This window comes from Algibacter luteus (assembly GCF_900141715.1).
In the GTDB taxonomy this organism is placed as follows: domain Bacteria; phylum Bacteroidota; class Bacteroidia; order Flavobacteriales; family Flavobacteriaceae; genus Arenitalea; species Arenitalea lutea.
Genome location: NZ_FQYK01000003.1, coordinates 345,098 through 361,795, shown reverse-complemented (window position 1 = coordinate 361,795; position 16,698 = coordinate 345,098). Strand labels below are relative to the sequence as shown.

Annotated in this window: 13 protein-coding genes; 3 read left to right on the top strand and 10 right to left on the bottom strand. The window is 33.5% G+C overall.

Annotated features, from left to right (window positions below; all coding sequences use genetic code 11):
- Positions 1-22 precede the first annotated feature (22 nt).
- The 6 genes from BUA46_RS07705 to BUA46_RS07680 form a co-directional block, all read right to left on the bottom strand.
- Positions 23-868: a tetratricopeptide repeat protein gene (locus BUA46_RS07705; protein ID WP_019386837.1), complete on the bottom strand. Its 846-nt coding sequence runs from the start codon at positions 866-868 to the stop codon at positions 23-25.
- Positions 869-977: 109 nt separating this feature from the next.
- Positions 978-2,015: a VWA domain-containing protein gene (locus BUA46_RS07700; protein WP_019386838.1), complete on the bottom strand. Its 1,038-nt coding sequence runs from the start codon at positions 2,013-2,015 to the stop codon at positions 978-980.
- Between the two features lie 15 nt (positions 2,016-2,030).
- A complete protein-coding gene (locus tag BUA46_RS07695) occupies positions 2,031-3,035 on the bottom strand; it encodes a vWA domain-containing protein (RefSeq protein WP_019386839.1) in 1,005 nt (334 codons plus the stop codon).
- Positions 3,035-4,675, bottom strand: a complete 1,641-nt coding sequence (locus tag BUA46_RS07690; RefSeq protein WP_019386840.1) for a BatD family protein — start codon at positions 4,673-4,675, stop codon at positions 3,035-3,037. The genes BUA46_RS07695 and BUA46_RS07690 overlap by 1 nt, the downstream gene beginning before the upstream one ends.
- A 36-nt stretch (positions 4,676-4,711) precedes the next feature.
- Positions 4,712-5,578 carry a DUF58 domain-containing protein gene (locus tag BUA46_RS07685; RefSeq protein WP_019386841.1) on the bottom strand — a complete coding sequence of 289 codons (867 nt, stop codon included), beginning with the start codon at positions 5,576-5,578 and terminating at the stop codon, positions 4,712-4,714.
- A 76-nt stretch (positions 5,579-5,654) separates the two neighbouring features.
- On the bottom strand, positions 5,655-6,656 hold the full coding sequence (locus tag BUA46_RS07680; RefSeq protein WP_019386842.1) for an AAA family ATPase: 1,002 nt from the start codon (positions 6,654-6,656) through the stop codon (positions 5,655-5,657).
- 249 nt (positions 6,657-6,905) lie between these two features.
- Here BUA46_RS07680 and BUA46_RS07675 point away from each other — a divergent pair, with 249 nt between their 5' ends.
- On the top strand, positions 6,906-7,658 hold the full coding sequence (locus BUA46_RS07675) for an SDR family NAD(P)-dependent oxidoreductase (RefSeq protein WP_026009966.1): 753 nt from the start codon (positions 6,906-6,908) through the stop codon (positions 7,656-7,658).
- A 39-nt stretch (positions 7,659-7,697) separates the two neighbouring features.
- Positions 7,698-8,831 carry an ATP-binding protein gene (locus tag BUA46_RS07670; protein ID WP_019386844.1) on the top strand — a complete coding sequence of 378 codons (1,134 nt, stop codon included), beginning with the start codon at positions 7,698-7,700 and terminating at the stop codon, positions 8,829-8,831.
- Between the two features lie 339 nt (positions 8,832-9,170).
- Here BUA46_RS07670 and BUA46_RS07665 read toward each other — a convergent pair whose 3' ends face one another.
- From BUA46_RS07665 to amaB, 3 genes are all read right to left on the bottom strand, one after another.
- Positions 9,171-10,361 (bottom strand): DUF1501 domain-containing protein, encoded by a 1,191-nt coding sequence (locus tag BUA46_RS07665; RefSeq protein ID WP_019386845.1) that lies wholly within the window; start codon positions 10,359-10,361, stop codon positions 9,171-9,173.
- Positions 10,362-10,363: 2 nt separating this feature from the next.
- Positions 10,364-11,755, bottom strand: a complete 1,392-nt coding sequence (locus tag BUA46_RS07660) for a DUF1800 domain-containing protein (RefSeq protein WP_019386846.1) — start codon at positions 11,753-11,755, stop codon at positions 10,364-10,366.
- A 156-nt stretch (positions 11,756-11,911) separates the two neighbouring features.
- Positions 11,912-13,465, bottom strand: a complete 1,554-nt coding sequence (gene amaB, locus BUA46_RS07655) for an L-piperidine-6-carboxylate dehydrogenase (protein WP_019386847.1) — start codon at positions 13,463-13,465, stop codon at positions 11,912-11,914.
- Positions 13,466-13,585: 120 nt separating this feature from the next.
- Between amaB and BUA46_RS07650 the strand changes: the two genes are divergently transcribed.
- Complete coding sequence (locus BUA46_RS07650; protein WP_019386848.1) at positions 13,586-14,635, top strand: isoaspartyl peptidase/L-asparaginase family protein; 1,050 nt, start codon at positions 13,586-13,588, stop codon at positions 14,633-14,635.
- A gap of 75 nt (positions 14,636-14,710) precedes the next feature.
- On the opposite strand, the gene BUA46_RS07645 is transcribed toward BUA46_RS07650, so the two are convergent.
- A complete protein-coding gene (locus tag BUA46_RS07645; protein ID WP_019386849.1) occupies positions 14,711-16,528 on the bottom strand; it encodes a T9SS type B sorting domain-containing protein in 1,818 nt (605 codons plus the stop codon).
- Positions 16,529-16,698 lie beyond the last annotated feature (170 nt).

Genomic DNA, 16,698 nt, shown 5'->3' with positions numbered 1-16,698 from the left:
GGAATCTATCTTCAAGGTTTATTTACCAGTCTTTTTCAGTTTTTATTTTAACACCTTTTTGTTTTTCAGCATTCATTTTTTCCTGAACTTTTTGTTCCTGATTATTCATAGCTTCTAACAAGTTTTTTATTTGCTGCGGAGACAACTGACCAGGTTGCGGCTTTGGCTGTTCCTTTTTCTTGTCTTCATCACCTTTACCTTTATCTTTTTCTTCATCCTTAGGCTTCCCTTCATCATCTTTTTCGTCTTCACCTTCCTTTTTATCTTCGTCGCCTTCTTCCTTTTTATCGTCTTTATTATCGCCCTCTTGGTCTTTATTTTCTTGATTCTCTTTATCTTGATTTTCTTTATTGTCGTCTTTCTTTTCTTGATCTTTTTTGTCGTCCTTATTCTGGTCGTCTTGATCCTGTTGTTGTTCAGCGCATTTTTTAGCAACACCTAAATTGTATCGTGTTTCATCATCGGCAGGATTATTTCTTAGTGCATTTTTATAGGCTTCAACAGCTTCCATACACTTTTTATTTTCCATTAAAAGATTACCAATATTATGAAAGGCTTTGTGTTTTTCTGATTTAGAATTTGCAATTTTTGTGGCTTGTTCTAGACGGTATAATGCTTCGTCAAAATTGCCACTTTTAATATAAGATGTCCCTAAGTTGTAAGCTCCGGCTTCGGTTGAATATTGTTTAGCAATGGCTTTACGGTAGGCCATTTCTGCTGAAACGAAATCTTCATCTTCTAATAATTCGTTGCCTTCATAAACAAAATTATTAGCTGTTTTTGCAGCCATAAGTTGTTCTTTACTTACTTCCTGAGCGAAAGAAATAAAAGGTATCACTAATAATAAAAGTACTATGTTTCGAATCATTTTTTATTTCTAATTTATAAAACCTTAGTTGTTTTGTTCGTTAAAAAAATTATAAATTAATCTCTTGACTGCTCACCGCTAGCCTGTGTTTCAATAGAGTTTCATTTTTCTAAAGATTTTCATTAAATAAATTTAACTTCTTTAACCATGCTGTTTTTCTTTCTAATAAGAACACATCAATTAATAACAAGAAAATTCCGAAACCTAAAAACCATTGAAATTGATCTTTAAAATCGGCAAATTCTTTGGCTTCAAATTCAGTTTTATCCATGGCATTTAAAATTTCACGAATATTCTCAACAACATCGTTCGTATTTTTACCATTAATATAAGCGCCGTTGGCTTCAGCGGCTATATTTTGTAGTGTTTCTTCGTTTAATTTTGTAATAACCGTTTCGCCTTGGTTATCTTTTTTATAGTTTAAAACTATACCATTTCGTTTTTCTGGAATTGGTCCGCCTTTAACATCGCCAACTCCAATTGTGAAAATTCTAATACCTTCTTCACTAGCTTCTTCGGCAACAGTTGCAGCCACTTCGCTATGGTCTTCACCATCAGAAATGATAATTAATACCCGATTGGTTTGCTCTTCATCATCAAAATAAGTTCTTGCCAATTTTATGGCTTCATCAATGGCAGTTCCTTGTGAAGACAACATATCGGTATTCATGCTTTGTAAAAACATTTTAGCCGAAGCATAATCTGTTGTAATTGGTAATTGCGGAAAAGCTTTTCCTGCGTAAGCAATAATGCCAACGCGGTCACTTGCTAAATTATTAATGATTTGAGTGACTAATTGCTTCGATTTTTCCAATCGATTTGGTGCAATATCTTCTGCCAACATACTTTTGGAAACATCGACAGCAAAAACAATATCGACACCTTCTCGTTTTACCGTTTCTAGTTTTGTGCCAATTTTAGGGTTTACTAACGCAATTATTAAACAAAGAAAAGCTAAGCTTAAAACCAGCGCTTTTAAAACAGATTTAAATACCGATCTATTAGGGCTCAATCTTTTTAACAAAGAGGCTTCTGCAAACTTTTTCTGCGTTTTATATCGCCAAAAATGGAGCGCCAAAAAGAGGAGCAGAATTATTGGAATAATTGCTAATCCCCAAAACCATATTTTTTCTTCAAGTTGAAACACTCTTCTTCTTTTATTTTATATAAAACTTCTAAAAATTGTATAACGCAATAGTAATTCCATAAGCAAGAACAATCCTGCTAGAATGACTAATGGTCTATACTTTTCTTCGTAATTGTAATATTTAAATTCTTCAATTTCTGTTTTTTCAAGTTTGTTTATTTCATCATAAATCTCTTCAAGCTTCTTGTTATCGGTAGCTCTAAAATACTTTCCGCCGGTAACTTCAGCAATTTCTTTTAGTAACTCTTCATCTATTTCCACTTGAATTCGACCGTATTGAAAATTACCGTTTGGTAAAATAGCCACTGGCGACAATGCCATACCATTAGTTCCAAGCCCAATGGTGTATGTTTTTATGCCATATTCTACAGCCAATTCACTAGCTATTTTAGGGTCTATAAATCCAGAATTATTGACACCATCGGTTAATAAAATAATGACCTTGCTTGTTGCTTTACTATCCTTCAACCTATTTACTGAAGTTGCTAAACCCATACCAATAGCGGTACCTCCTTCAATAATGGTGTTATATTTTATACTTTTTAATGAGCGTAGCACTATGGCTTTATCGCTAGTAATTGGCGTTTTTGTATAACTCTCGCCTGCGTATTCTACTAAACCAATTCTGTCGTTAGGTCTTCCTTTAATAAATTCTGCAGCCACCTTTTTTAAGGCCTCTAATCTGTTTGGTGATAAATCTTTAGCCAACATACTCGCCGAAACATCTATAGCCATTACAATATCAATACCTCGCGTAGTTTTAGTTTTGGTTGAAACATCAACAGACTGAGGTCTTGCAAGTGCAGTTATTAGTAACGCTAATGCTATTAGACGTAATACAAATAATAAATGCCTGAGTTTTGGCAACCAAGAATTTGTGATTTTAAAACCTTTTAAACTTGAAATTTTTAACTCTGCCGTTTGTTTGTTATGCTTTAACAAATACCAAAGTATAGCCAGAGGAAACGCCAATAGCAACCAAAACATCTCTTTATTTACAAATTCAATCCCTTCAAACATTACTCTTCTGCTGGTTTAAGTTCAACTGAATTTAAAATACGTTCCACCATCTGGTCTGCGTAAGTATCATTTTCTTTCCAAGATAAGGACACTTGCTGTACCACATTTTCTGCGTTAAAAGCCAATATGACATATTTGCCATTTTCTAAACTCTCAGAACCTGGATATGCCGGCATTTGAAGCGAACCGTATACTTTTAACCCTTCGGCTCCATTTGGCGTAACAAACTTATCTCTTTTAGTAATAATATTTTGTGCTCCTGCGGCTTCGTAAGTTTTTAAATTCCCATCAATAACTTGCTCTAAATCGATTTTGTTATCACCTAAATTTTTGTATTTCGATGTGGCTACAACAACATTAAACTTGTCGATTAACGTACCGTATCCAAATAACGTAATATCAACTTGTGCAGCTAATTCTTCAGATAAACCAGCATCCATTCGTTTTAAAACTTTTGGAGTTGAAATGGTAATCGGCGGAAATCCGTATTCGCTTCGAACCCAATCGCCTTCTAAAAGCTCCTTACTATCATGACCAATAATGGTGTCTTTTACAAAATCAAAACCATATTTTACAGATAATGCTGTTAGTGTAGCGAGTAATAAAAAGATGCTAATCCCTACAGTTAACCAAATCTTTTTACGTTTCTTTTTTCGTTCTTGTTCTTCTCTGTATTTTTCATCAAGAAGCTTTTCTTCTTCGGTTGGTTCTGGCAATGCTTCTTTTACATGGTCAATCTCAACATCGATAGTTTCTCTATCCATTTTAGCCAATTCAACATCTGGAGCAGATTTTGCGAATTTTACTAAATCGGCACGTTTTAAAATGCTTTCAAGATTTTTTATATCCTCATTACTCAAATCAACTTGATTGGCTTCTTTAAGTAAATTTAGTCTAGATATTAGTTCATCTGTTGTGCTTTCTAAAGCTTTATCATATACTTTTTCATCAAGATAATTCCTTATTATGAACGTTAACTCCGAATAATAATCTTTTAAATTTTGATTTTCTAAATATGAGCTTTCGTCTAATTTTTTCAAGGCTAATTTCGCTCTATCGTATGGTGGTAAAAGGGCTATTTTTTGGTCTTCAGTTAATGGTTTTTTGCGCCAAATAAACCAGAACAATAAAAATGCTAAAACACCCAGAATAAGGAGCGTAAGCAATACATATTTCCACCAATTACTTCCTTTTTTATTAACCGCAATTATCGGTTTAATATCGTAAAGACCTTGAGTGGTATCAACCTCAACATTATTAACTTCAACTTTAAGTGAGTCTGTGAAAAAAGTTTTGTCGCCAATAATTATTTTTTGTCTTGGAATGGTGTAAGCTCCAGAATCAAACTGAGTTAATCCGTATTTTTTTATTAGGTTGTATTTGTCTTTTTTCTTTAGTGTGTCAATATCATAAGACTCAATCATTTCAAGAGGTATGAAAGTTTGGCCTTCTGGAAAAACCACTAAATCTGTCGTGTCTGTTTCTACCTGAATATGATACGTAATTTGTTCTCCAATTTTTATTAATGTAGAATCAATAGAAGAAGTTACTTGTGCTGAAGCTGAAAAATAACATAGAAAAAAGAAAATAGAATATATGACCAAAGACGGTAATCCGAAGATGGAGCATATTCTATTCATATATCGTAATGTGCTATTCATAAATGGTTAATCTCTTTATCCTCGTCTTTTGAAATATCCTAAAAGTTTTTTAACGTAACTCTCATCTACCCGACAATCAATAGTTCCTGCTCCTGATTTGGTAAAACTCTCTCTAAAATATTCTACTTTTTGATGATAAAATTTACCATAATTAAGTCGTACTTTTTTTGATGACGTATTCACCAACATAAGCTCGCCAGTTTCTTCATCTTGCATTTGTACCATTCCTAAATTTGGGATTTCCTCTTCATGCTTATCATAAATCCTGATGCCAGTAACATCGTGCTTTCCTGAAACGATTTTCATGGTTTGGCGATAGTCATCGGCAATAAAATCTGACAGTACAAAAACAATCGCTTTTTTCTTCATAACGTTTTGCATGAATTTTAAAGCTTCGGCTAAATTGGTGTTTTTACTTTCTGGTTTAAACTCAATAAGTTCACGAATAATACGCAATACATGAGAACGTCCTTTTTTAGGAGGAATGTATAATTCCACTTGGTCTGAAAATAAAATAAGACCAATTTTATCGTTGTTTTGAGTAGCCGAAAAGGCTAAAGTTGCGGCTATTTCTGTTACTACTTCATTTTTAAATTGCTGTGATGTTCCAAACATCTCGGAACCAGAAACATCTACCATAAGCATCATGGTAAGCTCGCGTTCTTCTTCAAAAACCTTAACAAAAGGTTCGTTATAACGTGCCGTTACATTCCAATCTATATTTCTAACATCATCGCCAAATTGATACTGTCGCACTTCACTAAAAGTCATACCACGCCCTTTGAAAGTAGAATGGTATTCACCTCCAAAAATATGATCAGACAAACGGCGTGTCTTGATCTCAATTTTACGAACTTTTTTTAGTAATTCTTTAGTATCCATTTTTCAATTGTCTATTGAATATTTTTTATTGATTAGTTTTATTTAATAATCAACTGTCAATTATCAATTGTCAATTTTAAGGTACTTCAATCTCGTTTACAATTTTGTTGATGATATCTTCTGAAGTTACATTTTCAGCTTCTGCTTCATAGGTAATACCAATTCTGTGTCTTAACACATCATAAACTACGGCACGCACATCTTCAGGGATTACATATCCACGACGCTTAATAAATGCATAACATTTTGCTGCTGTTGCTAAATTGATACTTCCACGAGGCGATGCTCCGAAGGAAATTAATGGTTTTAAAGCCGGAAGTCTATATTTTTCTGGATAACGCGTAGCAAAAATGATATCCAAAATGTATTTTTCAATTTTCTCATCCATATACACTTCTCTAACTGCCTTTTGGGCATTTAGAATTTGAGCTGTTGAAACTACAGATTTCACAGTTTCCCATGCACCTTTCATGTTAGCACGCATTATTAATTGCTCTTCGTCTATTTTTGGATAATCTATTACGGTTTTTAACATAAAACGGTCAACCTGCGCTTCTGGTAAAGGATAGGTTCCTTCTTGCTCTACAGGATTCTGGGTCGCCATTACTAAAAATGGCTTATCTAAAACAAACGTTTCATCGCCAATAGTTACCTGTTTTTCCTGCATAGCTTCTAATAAAGCCGATTGCACTTTTGCAGGTGCTCTGTTAATCTCATCTGCTAAAACAAAATTTGCGAAAATAGGACCTTTTTTAATTGAAAAATCATTTACTTTCATGTTGTAAATTAGTGTCCCAGTAACATCGGCAGGTAATAAATCTGGCGTAAATTGAATTCTACTAAAACTTCCATCTACAGCTTGTGCTAACGTATTAATTGCTAATGTTTTTGCTAATCCAGGCACACCTTCAAGTAAAATGTGACCTTGCCCCAATAAACCAATTAACAAACGTTCAACCATGTGTTTTTGGCCTACAATGACTTTATTCATTTCCAGCATCAGTAAATCAACAAAAGCACTTTCCTTTTCAATTTTCTCGTTAATTGTTTTAATATCAATTGTCCCTGTTTCTTCCATCATTTCTTATATTATTAAAAGCTCGAATTTACACTTTGTTTTTAAGGACTGCAAAATGTTAAAAAAAATAGTGCAGTGGTGTTAAAAAATGGTTAAAAATACCAACGAATATCAATGATTGTGGTATTTAACAAATAATTATTATAAGTTTATCTTAATTACTGATTAATCGATTCTTTTTAAAATTGAATGGCTTCTAAATATGTTGCCCTTTTAATTATTTTTATAATCAGAATAATACAACTACAAATGAAAAAAACTGCCCTTATTACTGGAGCTACAAGCGGTATTGGTGAAGCCACCGCGTATGAATTTGCAAAACAAGGTATTAATTTGGTGCTCTGTGGAAGACGATTAGAACGTTTGAATAGCATACAAAATGCTTTAGAGCGTCTAACCGATGTACATATTTTAAATTTTGATGTTCGAAATAAAGAGGAAACATTTAAGGCTATAAAGGGTTTACCGAAACCATTTTATACTATTGATATTCTAATAAATAATGCGGGAAATGCGCATGGTTTAGACCCTATACATGAAGGTAGTGTAGACGATTGGGATACTATGATGGATATTAATGTAAAAGGGCTGTTATATGTTAGTAAAGCGGTAATTCCACAAATGACGGATCGAAAATCTGGGCATATTATTAACATAGGATCTTCGGCAGGCAAAGAAGTTTACCCTAAAGGCAACGTATATTGCGCTAGTAAACATGCAGTTTTAGCAATTACGGAAGGCATGCGTATAGACTTAAACCCATTTGGGATTAAAGTAAGTTCTATAAACCCAGGCTTAGTAGAAACCGAATTTTCTCAAGTGCGATTTAAAGGTGATGCCAAAGCAAATACGGTTTATCAAGGTTTTAAGGCTTTACAAGCCAAAGATATTGCCGAAATTATTTACTTTACCGTAACGAGACCCGCTCATGTTAATATAGCCGATTTGTTGGTGTTCCCGACTGCTCAGGCTAATAGTGTCACAGTAAAAAAAGAATTATAAACAAAAGATAAATTTCTACTTACTTAGGAATTGAAAATTATGATTAACAAACGCCTACTTATAAAACATCTATTGGCTCATAACGATGAGAATAGTTTTTATGACAAAAAGCGTAAAATTGATATTAGCCATAAAGAAGGAAAAGCGAAGTTTTTAAAACACGTTTGTGCCCTTTCGAATAGCAATCCTGATAATAATTCATATATAGTTATTGGTGTTGAAGATGAAGACAACAACATCATCGGAGTTGATTTTTTTGATGATAGCAAAATTCAGAATTTAATAAATGCATACTTAACTAATCCGCCTATTGTTCAGTATGAAAACATTCCATTTCCGCATTTACCAGATGATAAAGTTGTGGGGTTAGTTACTATTCGATCTACAGCAAAAATCACGTCGCTAAGAAAAAACATTTGGAAATATTACGGTGGTTCGGTTTTCTTTAGAGACGGAAGCATGAGTATGCCTAAAGTTTTCGATATAGAGATAAAGGATGTGAACTCTAAAATTGTTGAAGCCATTGAAAAACATGCTCAAAACAATATTGAACATACACTAAACGGTGTTTTCGAGTTTATGAACACACGAGTAGATTTTAATGCCCAATACAAAGTTTTTAAAGAATATTTTGTAGTGTGTTGGGCGGGTCAGAAAAAAATTATAAAAGATGAAATATTCTTTTCTAGAGTAGATATTGAACTCATAAATGAGCAGGTGCGTTTGTTTTTTTCGGCTCTAGATGAAGTCTCTATAGACATTGATGACAATAGTTTTAAAATTATTGAATATGTGAATTTGGGTTTACAAAATTCAAACAAATATTATCAATTAGAAGAAACCATTATAAAATTTGAAGATAATGCACAATATAATATTGACACGCGTTTACTCTTTGAACCACCTCAATTTGATAAAAAAGACCTTCACCATATTTACAATATCAATAATACGCTGTTAGAAAAACTTAAAAAAGGGATAACTTTAACCGCAAGAGAAGAAATAGATTTAAAAAATTTACCTGCCACCTATTTAATTTGTTATTTAAATTTATTCCATAATGCCATAGATAAATTAAATGAAGCTAAGCCATACTTAAAAGCATATAATAAAGAAGTTTATGATCTTTACAAAGAGTCATTACGTATCCTTAGAAAAGTAAAATATAGTTAACAAATGTTAATAAGTTAACAGTTTTTTAACATTCATCCATTTGAGATTATAGAAAAAGTAGTACATTTGCAGTGCTATTAATCAATTTATAAAACCTTGTGCTCCAAATCGAAACAGAGTCAAGGTTTTTTTGTTTCTTATTTCTTTATAATGCCAATAAATTCATTGATAATTGTGAACTGCGTTAGGGATTGCCGCGACATCCTTTTTTAGAACACAATAGCTACAAACTTTGCCTTAAATTACAATTTAACTGTAAGCGATAACCTTTGCTCCTAAAATGCGTTCTAAAAAAGATATAGCAAAAAGCCCGACCCTTGCGGTAACGCCTAAATTAATTTAAATGAAATCCAATTGATTAAAAGATTTATTGAGGACTTTTTTATCATCTACTTCAAGCCATTTATCTAATACAGTAGCATAAATAGTTCTAAAATCTATTTCGAATTTTAAATCTCCATTATCGTCTAAATCGCTTAAACTCGCCATATTATTATAAACTCCCTGTTTTTTTAAGTTTTCGCCAATTACAAAAACGTTATTGGCAGTACCATGGTCTGTACCTACACTGGCATTTTGCTTTACGCGACGACCAAACTCAGAAAATGTTAATATTAACGTGTCTTTAAAAGTATTATTGTTTCTTAAATCCTGAACAAAAGCATCAATTCCATTAGCATATTGACCTAATAATTTTTTTTGAGTGTTTAACTGATTGACATGTGTATCAAACCCTCCTAAAGAAGTATAAAACACTCTCGTTTGCAATCCTGAATTGATGAATTGCGCAGTAGTTTTTAGCTGTTTCCCAAATTTATTGTTTGGATACTCTTGAAGACTTGTAACTGTTTTACTGGTTTCATAAATATATTTTGCTGAAGATTCTGCAGCTATCATGGATTTATACAAATACCCTAAATTATGCTCGCTTAAATGTGCATCATTTTGATGTCTATTAAGGTTTTTAAAATAAGGGTCTTTAGATAAATTGTATAGCGCTTTAGCATCTTGAGTTGCAATGGCATTAAGGTTTTCGCCTTTCATGGCTAACGATAGGCTTTCATTAACTTCAATGGCGCTGTGCGAGTTTTTTCCATAATGATCCAAATAACGACCCACCCAACCGTTTTGAGAATAAGTATCTGAATCTGTTGCTGTTTGCCAAATATCCATAGACCTGAAGTGAGATCTCACCGGATTTGGGTAGCCTACATTATTTATAATTGATAAATAACCTTTATCATATAGTTTTTTTAAAGGTTCTAGGCTAGAATGAAGTCCGATTTCATCATTAAGTTTTATAATATCCTTTTTCGATAGAGCTAAGGCTGGACGCTCTTTATAATACAAATCGTTTCTAAAAGGGATTACCGTATTTAAACCATCATTACCTCCTGATAGTTGAATGATTACCAAACGCTTGTAACCTAATTTATTACTTGCCACTTCTTCGAATGCCTTTACAAAACTAGGAACAAAAAACAAGCTACTAGCTAAGGATGACTGTTTTAAAAATTTTCTTCTGTCCATAATTAACACATTTGATATTCAGGAAGCGACATAAGTTGTACACAGTATTCTTTTTTAGACACTTTTTCTAAAGTATTTAAATATTGTTGTGTAGTTTCATTTACTTCACATGCTAAAAGATGCTGTTGAAATTCGCTTATTCTAACATTTTTAAACTGCGTATTGAAATATTTCCAATTTGCTTCAGCTTTAAAACGCTTGCCATAATTTTTCTTAAAAAACTCCTTTTTTATTTGCATCCCCGCATCTTCTTGTCCATCTTTTGCCTTAGAAATATAAGCTTCATTCAGTAAAAGAGAAGGCAGTTTTAAACGTAGAACAATGGTATTGCTATCAATCCAACTTTTACCACCTTTCCAACCTGCAACATTTGGAGGGTCTAACAGGGTTTGACCAAGTAATCTTTGAATGTATAATAATTGTTTAGGATTCTTAAATTCTGTAGGCACCAAAGTTTTCATACCTACTAAAAGCTCAATTGGTGATTTTATTTTTGTCCCTATATTTTTTTCATCATAAAACCAATCTGATTGTAATACGAATCGCATCAGATTTTCAATATTATAATCTTTGTAAAACACATCAGTCATGACATTAACATACTTATTATCAAGAGTATCATTAACAAAATAGCGGTATATTTTTTCGCAAATATATTTGGCACATTGTTTTTGCTCTAGTATAATATTGATGATATCTTCTCCAGAGAAGTTACCGGATTTTCCAAAAAAGGTTTTCTGCCCTTCATGATGCGCACGTTTTTTAAAAACAAATTCACCGCGTAAATTATGACTATAACCTGTAAATGCTTTAGCACTTTCTTTAATGTCTTCTTCGGTATAATGGCCCACACCTAATGTAAATAGCTCCATTAATTCTCTAGCGAAATTCTCATTAGGTTTTTGTTTTTTATTTTGTTTTGTATTTAAATATTTTGTCATTGCTGCTTCTTTTGAAATGGCGTTGACAAAATCTCTGAAATCGCCTAAAGCATGCTTTCTAAGTGTATTATTGAATTGTTGGATGTAAGTGATACTGTTATCTTCACACACAAAATGATTGGCCCAAAAGAGGGTCATTTTTTCCCTTAAAATTTCCGATGAATGCGTTAGTCTCTCAATCCATGAAACATTCAATTCTAACTGTTTTTTACGACTTAATTTTTGAATTTTTCTGCGTGTTTCTGGGTCCAATTTAGAATTCATCATCATATTACCACTTACAATAGCTATGATCTCAGAAGTATCAACTTCTAGAGGCGTCACATTTTTTGAAGAAATGATAAGATTTTGAATGACTTCTTTCTTGCTTTTTTTCGATAACTCATTTAAAGTAGAAGGCAAAATTCCGAAACCAATTCGTCTGTATAAATGTTGAATGTGCTTAGCTTTCATAGAGTAGTAATCTTAATAATCAAACCTTCTTTAATAATATGGTTGCAAACTCTTAGACTTCAACTTTTTAAAATGGTTTAATCTGGACTAAGAAGTTACAAAAAAAAACCGTTTCAAAATTGAAACGGTTTTTAACTATTTTAGTGAAACCCTAAATTACAAATCAAACTTAATGCCCTGTGCTAAAGGCAATTCGGTTGTATAATTAATTGTATTTGTTTGTCTACGCATGTATATTTTCCAAGCATCAGAACCAGATTCTCTACCGCCTCCAGTTTCTTTTTCACCACCAAAAGCACCACCTATTTCGGCACCAGATGTTCCTATATTAACATTTGCAATTCCACAATCAGAGCCTTGAACAGATAAAAACCGTTCAGCATCACGCAAATTATTCGTCATTATAGCTGAACTTAATCCTTGAGCTACATTATTCTGAATATCAATAGCATTTTCAACATCGCCCTCATATTTTAATAAGTATAAAACAGGAGCAAAAGTTTCATGCTGTACAATCTTAAATTCTGGTTTTGCCTCGGCAATTGCAGGTTTTACATAACAACCACTTTCATAACCTTCTCCTGAAAGTACACCGCCTTCTACGACAATTTTTCCGCCTTCTTCAACCACTTTTTCTAAGGCCATTTTATACATTTTTACGGCATCCTTATCAATTAATGGTCCAACATGATTTTTTTCATCTAAAGGATTTCCAATACGCAATTGCTTATACGCGTCAACAACGGCATTTTTAACATTATCATAAACTGATTCATGAATAATTAATCGACGCGTTGATGTACAACGTTGTCCTGCAGTACCAACAGCTCCAAACACAGCACCTATTACTGTCATTTTTATATCGGCATCAGGTGTAACAATAATGGCATTATTTCCACCTAATTCTAGAAGAGATTTCCCTAAACGTCCAGCTACTTCTTGTGCCACAATTTTTCCCATTCGGGTAGAACCGGTTGCTGAAATTAAAGGCACTCGAGTATCTTTGGTCATAAACTCACCCACTTTATAATCTCCATTTATTAGGCATGATATCCCTTCAGGTAAATTGTTTTCTGCAAAAACTTCGGCCGCGATATTCTGACAGGCAACTCCGCACAAAGGTGTTTTTTCCGAAGGTTTCCAAACACAAACATCACCACAAACCCAAGCTAAAGCAGTGTTCCAAGCCCAAACTGCTACTGGAAAATTAAATGCTGAAATGATACCAACAACACCCAATGGATGATATTGCTCGTACATTCTATGTCCGGGCCTTTCGCTATGCATTGTTAAACCATGAAGCTGCCTCGATAAACCTACAGCAAAATCACAGATATCTATCATTTCTTGAACTTCACCTAGGCCTTCTTGATAGCTTTTACCCATTTCATAAGACACCAATTTACCTAAGGCTTCTTTCTTTTCTCTTAATTTTTCTCCAAACTGTCGTACAATTTCTCCACGTTGCGGCGCAGGTGTAGTCCTCCATATTTTAAAGGCAGAAGTCGCAGCTAGCATTACGTTTTCGTAATCAGCTTTTGATGTTGTTTTTACCTTTCCAATTAGCTGACCATCAACAGGAGAATAGCTTTCAATAATTTCTCCGCTAGAAAATTGATTTGTTCCAGTAGAAGTTCCATTATTTAACGCTTGTATTCCTAAAATTTGAAGTGCTTTATCTATACCGAAATTGGTCGCTATTGTATTCATAAATTATTGATTTATTAACTATATTGAAATTAATTGCGAATATACTAATTAAAAGTCGATTTTGTTAATATTTACTAACTATAAAATTGTTAACTTAGTCTGCAATTCAATTCATATTTCATGAAAACATTTTACTATTTAATTTTTACATTTTTGATTGTTTTTTCTTGTAAAAACGATTCTAAAAGCAGTCCTGAAACTATTCAAAAAGAAGTTAAAAAAGCTGAATTTTCAATTGTCATTCACGGTGGAGCTGGAAGCATTAGGCGCGATAATATATCCGAAGAAAAAGAAGCAGAATACCGCCAAAAACTAGAAGAAGCCATTCGCGTAGGCTATGACATTTTGAAAAATGGAGGCACGAGTTTAGATGCGGTACAAAAAACCATAACTATATTAGAAGACTCCCCGCTTTTCAATGCTGGAAAAGGCGCTGTTTTAACTTTCGAAGGCATCAATGAACACGATGCTTCCATTATGGATGGACAAACCCTAAATGCAGGAGCCTCGGCAGGAACTAAAACCGTTAAAAACCCAATTAATTTAGCTCGAGCTGTAATGGATCAATCACCACATGTGATGCTTTCTGGGTATGGTGCTGAAACGTTTGCAAAAGTACAAGGGTTAGAAATTGTTGAACCCAACTACTTTATTACCGAACAAAAATTAAAGTCATTAAAGCGAGTTCAAGACTCTAATAAAAATAAAGTGGCTTCATTTTATAATGACGATATAAATGACTCTAAATTCGGAACCGTAGGTTGTGCCGCATTAGATAAGTATGGTAATTTAGCAGCAGGAACCTCAACAGGCGGTATGACCAACAAACGTTGGGGTCGCATAGGAGATTCGCCTATTATCGGGGCGGGAACTTACGCCAATAACAACACTTGTGCAGTTTCAAGTACAGGATGGGGCGAATTTTTTATCCGCGGCATGGTAGCTTATGATATTTCTGCCCTTATGGAATATAAAGGATTAAGTCTTAAAGAGGCAGCAAAAGAAGTAATTCAAAACAAGTTACCATCCATTGGAGAACAAGGTGCCACAGGAGGGATAGTTGCTATTGATAAGAATGGAAATATGGCTATGGAATTTAATACCCAAGGCATGTTTAGAGCTACTATGAATGATAAAGACGAATTGTATATCGGAATGTTTAAAAATTAGTTAAAGTACACCGATTTTAATTTATTAGAGTTGAAGAATTTGGAAACTGAACTAATCGATTGAATGAAATTCGAATTATCGTTTTAAGGTGAAATGTCCAGTAAATTTTTGATTTTCTACAATTACAATGTACCAATAATCGCCTGATGGCAGTTGCTGATTGTTGAATGTTCCATCCCAAGAAAAGGCAGAGTTAATAGCTATTTTCAATAGTTTTCCATACCTGTCGAAAATGGACACTTGAGAAGAATTATAAAATTCAATACCTTTTAAATTGAACGTGTCATTAGCGTTATCATTATTAGGCGTGAAGAACTTTGGGATATGAAAATGGATGTGCTGAGTGGTGGTTACTTGATTACAATCTTGATGCTTAACATAAATGGTATATTGTCCACCTTCAATGTTTGAAAACACAGGATTCGATTGATAGTTAAAACCATCAAGAGAATATAAAAAATTGCCCGTATTTGTTGTGGTAATTATAATACTGGTACCTTCTGATTCTACGACATCAATTATTGGATTTTCAATTTGTGTTAGCGTTATGAATTTTATTACGCTACATGAATTATTAGCAACCTCAACGGTATAAGTACCAGAATTTGAAACTTCAATACTCTCGGTATCTGCTCCTGTATTCCAGAGATAAGAAGTTACAGCAGTAGGGTTTGTTGGGTTGGCGTGTATATTTATGTTGGTATTTTCACAGAAGGTGATAGTTTCATCTGTTACTTCTGGGGTCTCAAGATATTCTATTTGCATAGTTGTTCTTGTATCCGAAGAACAATTTGCTACTTGAGTTACTGCTTCGGCATAATAGATACCAGTGGTATTAGGTTTATATGAGTTACTATTTGCCAGAAGTAAATTTCCACCCGTAGGAGCATCGTACCAATTTACAGTAATATCTATTGGAGTTGTAACCGTTAGAGCAGTGTCATCGTTTTCGCAAATTATTAAATCGCCATTACTCAAAGGTGCTTTAGGGAGCTCTACGATTCTAATTTCATAAATCTCCGAAGTAGAATTACACGAATCGTTATTGACATTGATTATGTCTTCTGCGACTTTTACTCTATAAAAGGTTGTGGCTGTAATAGCTAAAGCGGTGTAACTCGTATTCGTTTCTCCTGGAATATCAACCCAATTGATACCATCTGTACTTTCTTGCCATTGATAAAAATGTGATGAAAATATAGTGAAGTCTGGGGTTGCAGTTAAAGTTGTAGTAAAAGGTCCCTCATCTTCACAAATGTTTGTTATATTTGTACTTGACGAGTCTTCTATAACAACAGAATCTCCGCAAGACTTAAAAACAATATCATCCAAAGCCAAGTCGTTTCCGCAACCGCCTACACCATTGTTTATCATTTTTAAAATAACAGATGTTTGGCTTGGTAATGTTTGAAAAACTAGTGCGTATTGTTGCCAGTTTGGGCTTGAAGTACCTGTAATATCTCCTGTATCGCCACTCGCTAATAGGTTAGTGTCGGTGTTATCCCAAATTTCGAATTTCACATTAATTGGAATTCCTACACCTCCACATCCCGATGCAGGAAGTAAATTCATCATCCACGAAGAAAACTCATAAGTTGTGTTTTCACATAATCCGCTAATAGCTGTTCTGTAAAATTCACCTGCAGTAAAATCGGCATTTACAATTAACATTCTGCCATTGGTATCACCATTAGTATGATCTGTAATATTATGCCAACCAAACCAATTAGAGTTGCTAGAAACCGTATAAAAACCATCGTTAGGAGACGTATTTGCAAAGGTATAGGTTGTTGTTCCAGGAGGTAATTCCACATTTGTTGTTCCAGCTCCAAACGTTTCTGTAAAAATTGGATCTCCAGAATTTCCTGTACAAAATCCTAATTGTGCATTCATTTTTTGAATAAAAGCACAAATAATAACCGCTATTAATAAAGAAGTTCTATAATTGATGATAAATGCTTATTTACATTATTTAGATAACAATATTATTGAAAAAACAATCAACAATTAAACATTGAAGGGAAGATATTATATTCTTTCAGAAATCTTTTGACAATTTAAGT

Coding starts and splice junctions, on each gene's coding strand:
- BUA46_RS07705 (WP_019386837.1), bottom strand. CDS start 868: ATGATTCGAAACATAGTACTTTTATTATTAGTGATACCTTTTATTTCT.
- BUA46_RS07695 (WP_019386839.1), bottom strand. CDS start 3,035: ATGTTTGAAGGGATTGAATTTGTAAATAAAGAGATGTTTTGGTTGCTA.
- BUA46_RS07690 (WP_019386840.1), bottom strand. CDS start 4,675: ATGAATAGAATATGCTCCATCTTCGGATTACCGTCTTTGGTCATATAT.
- BUA46_RS07685 (WP_019386841.1), bottom strand. CDS start 5,578: ATGGATACTAAAGAATTACTAAAAAAAGTTCGTAAAATTGAGATCAAG.
- BUA46_RS07680 (WP_019386842.1), bottom strand. CDS start 6,656: ATGGAAGAAACAGGGACAATTGATATTAAAACAATTAACGAGAAAATT.
- BUA46_RS07675 (WP_026009966.1), top strand. CDS start 6,906: ATGAAAAAAACTGCCCTTATTACTGGAGCTACAAGCGGTATTGGTGAA.
- BUA46_RS07670 (WP_019386844.1), top strand. CDS start 7,698: ATGATTAACAAACGCCTACTTATAAAACATCTATTGGCTCATAACGAT.
- BUA46_RS07665 (WP_019386845.1), bottom strand. CDS start 10,361: ATGGACAGAAGAAAATTTTTAAAACAGTCATCCTTAGCTAGTAGCTTG.
- BUA46_RS07660 (WP_019386846.1), bottom strand. CDS start 11,755: ATGAAAGCTAAGCACATTCAACATTTATACAGACGAATTGGTTTCGGA.
- amaB (WP_019386847.1), bottom strand. CDS start 13,465: ATGAATACAATAGCGACCAATTTCGGTATAGATAAAGCACTTCAAATT.
- BUA46_RS07650 (WP_019386848.1), top strand. CDS start 13,586: ATGAAAACATTTTACTATTTAATTTTTACATTTTTGATTGTTTTTTCT.
- BUA46_RS07645 (WP_019386849.1), bottom strand. CDS start 16,528: ATGAATGCACAATTAGGATTTTGTACAGGAAATTCTGGAGATCCAATT.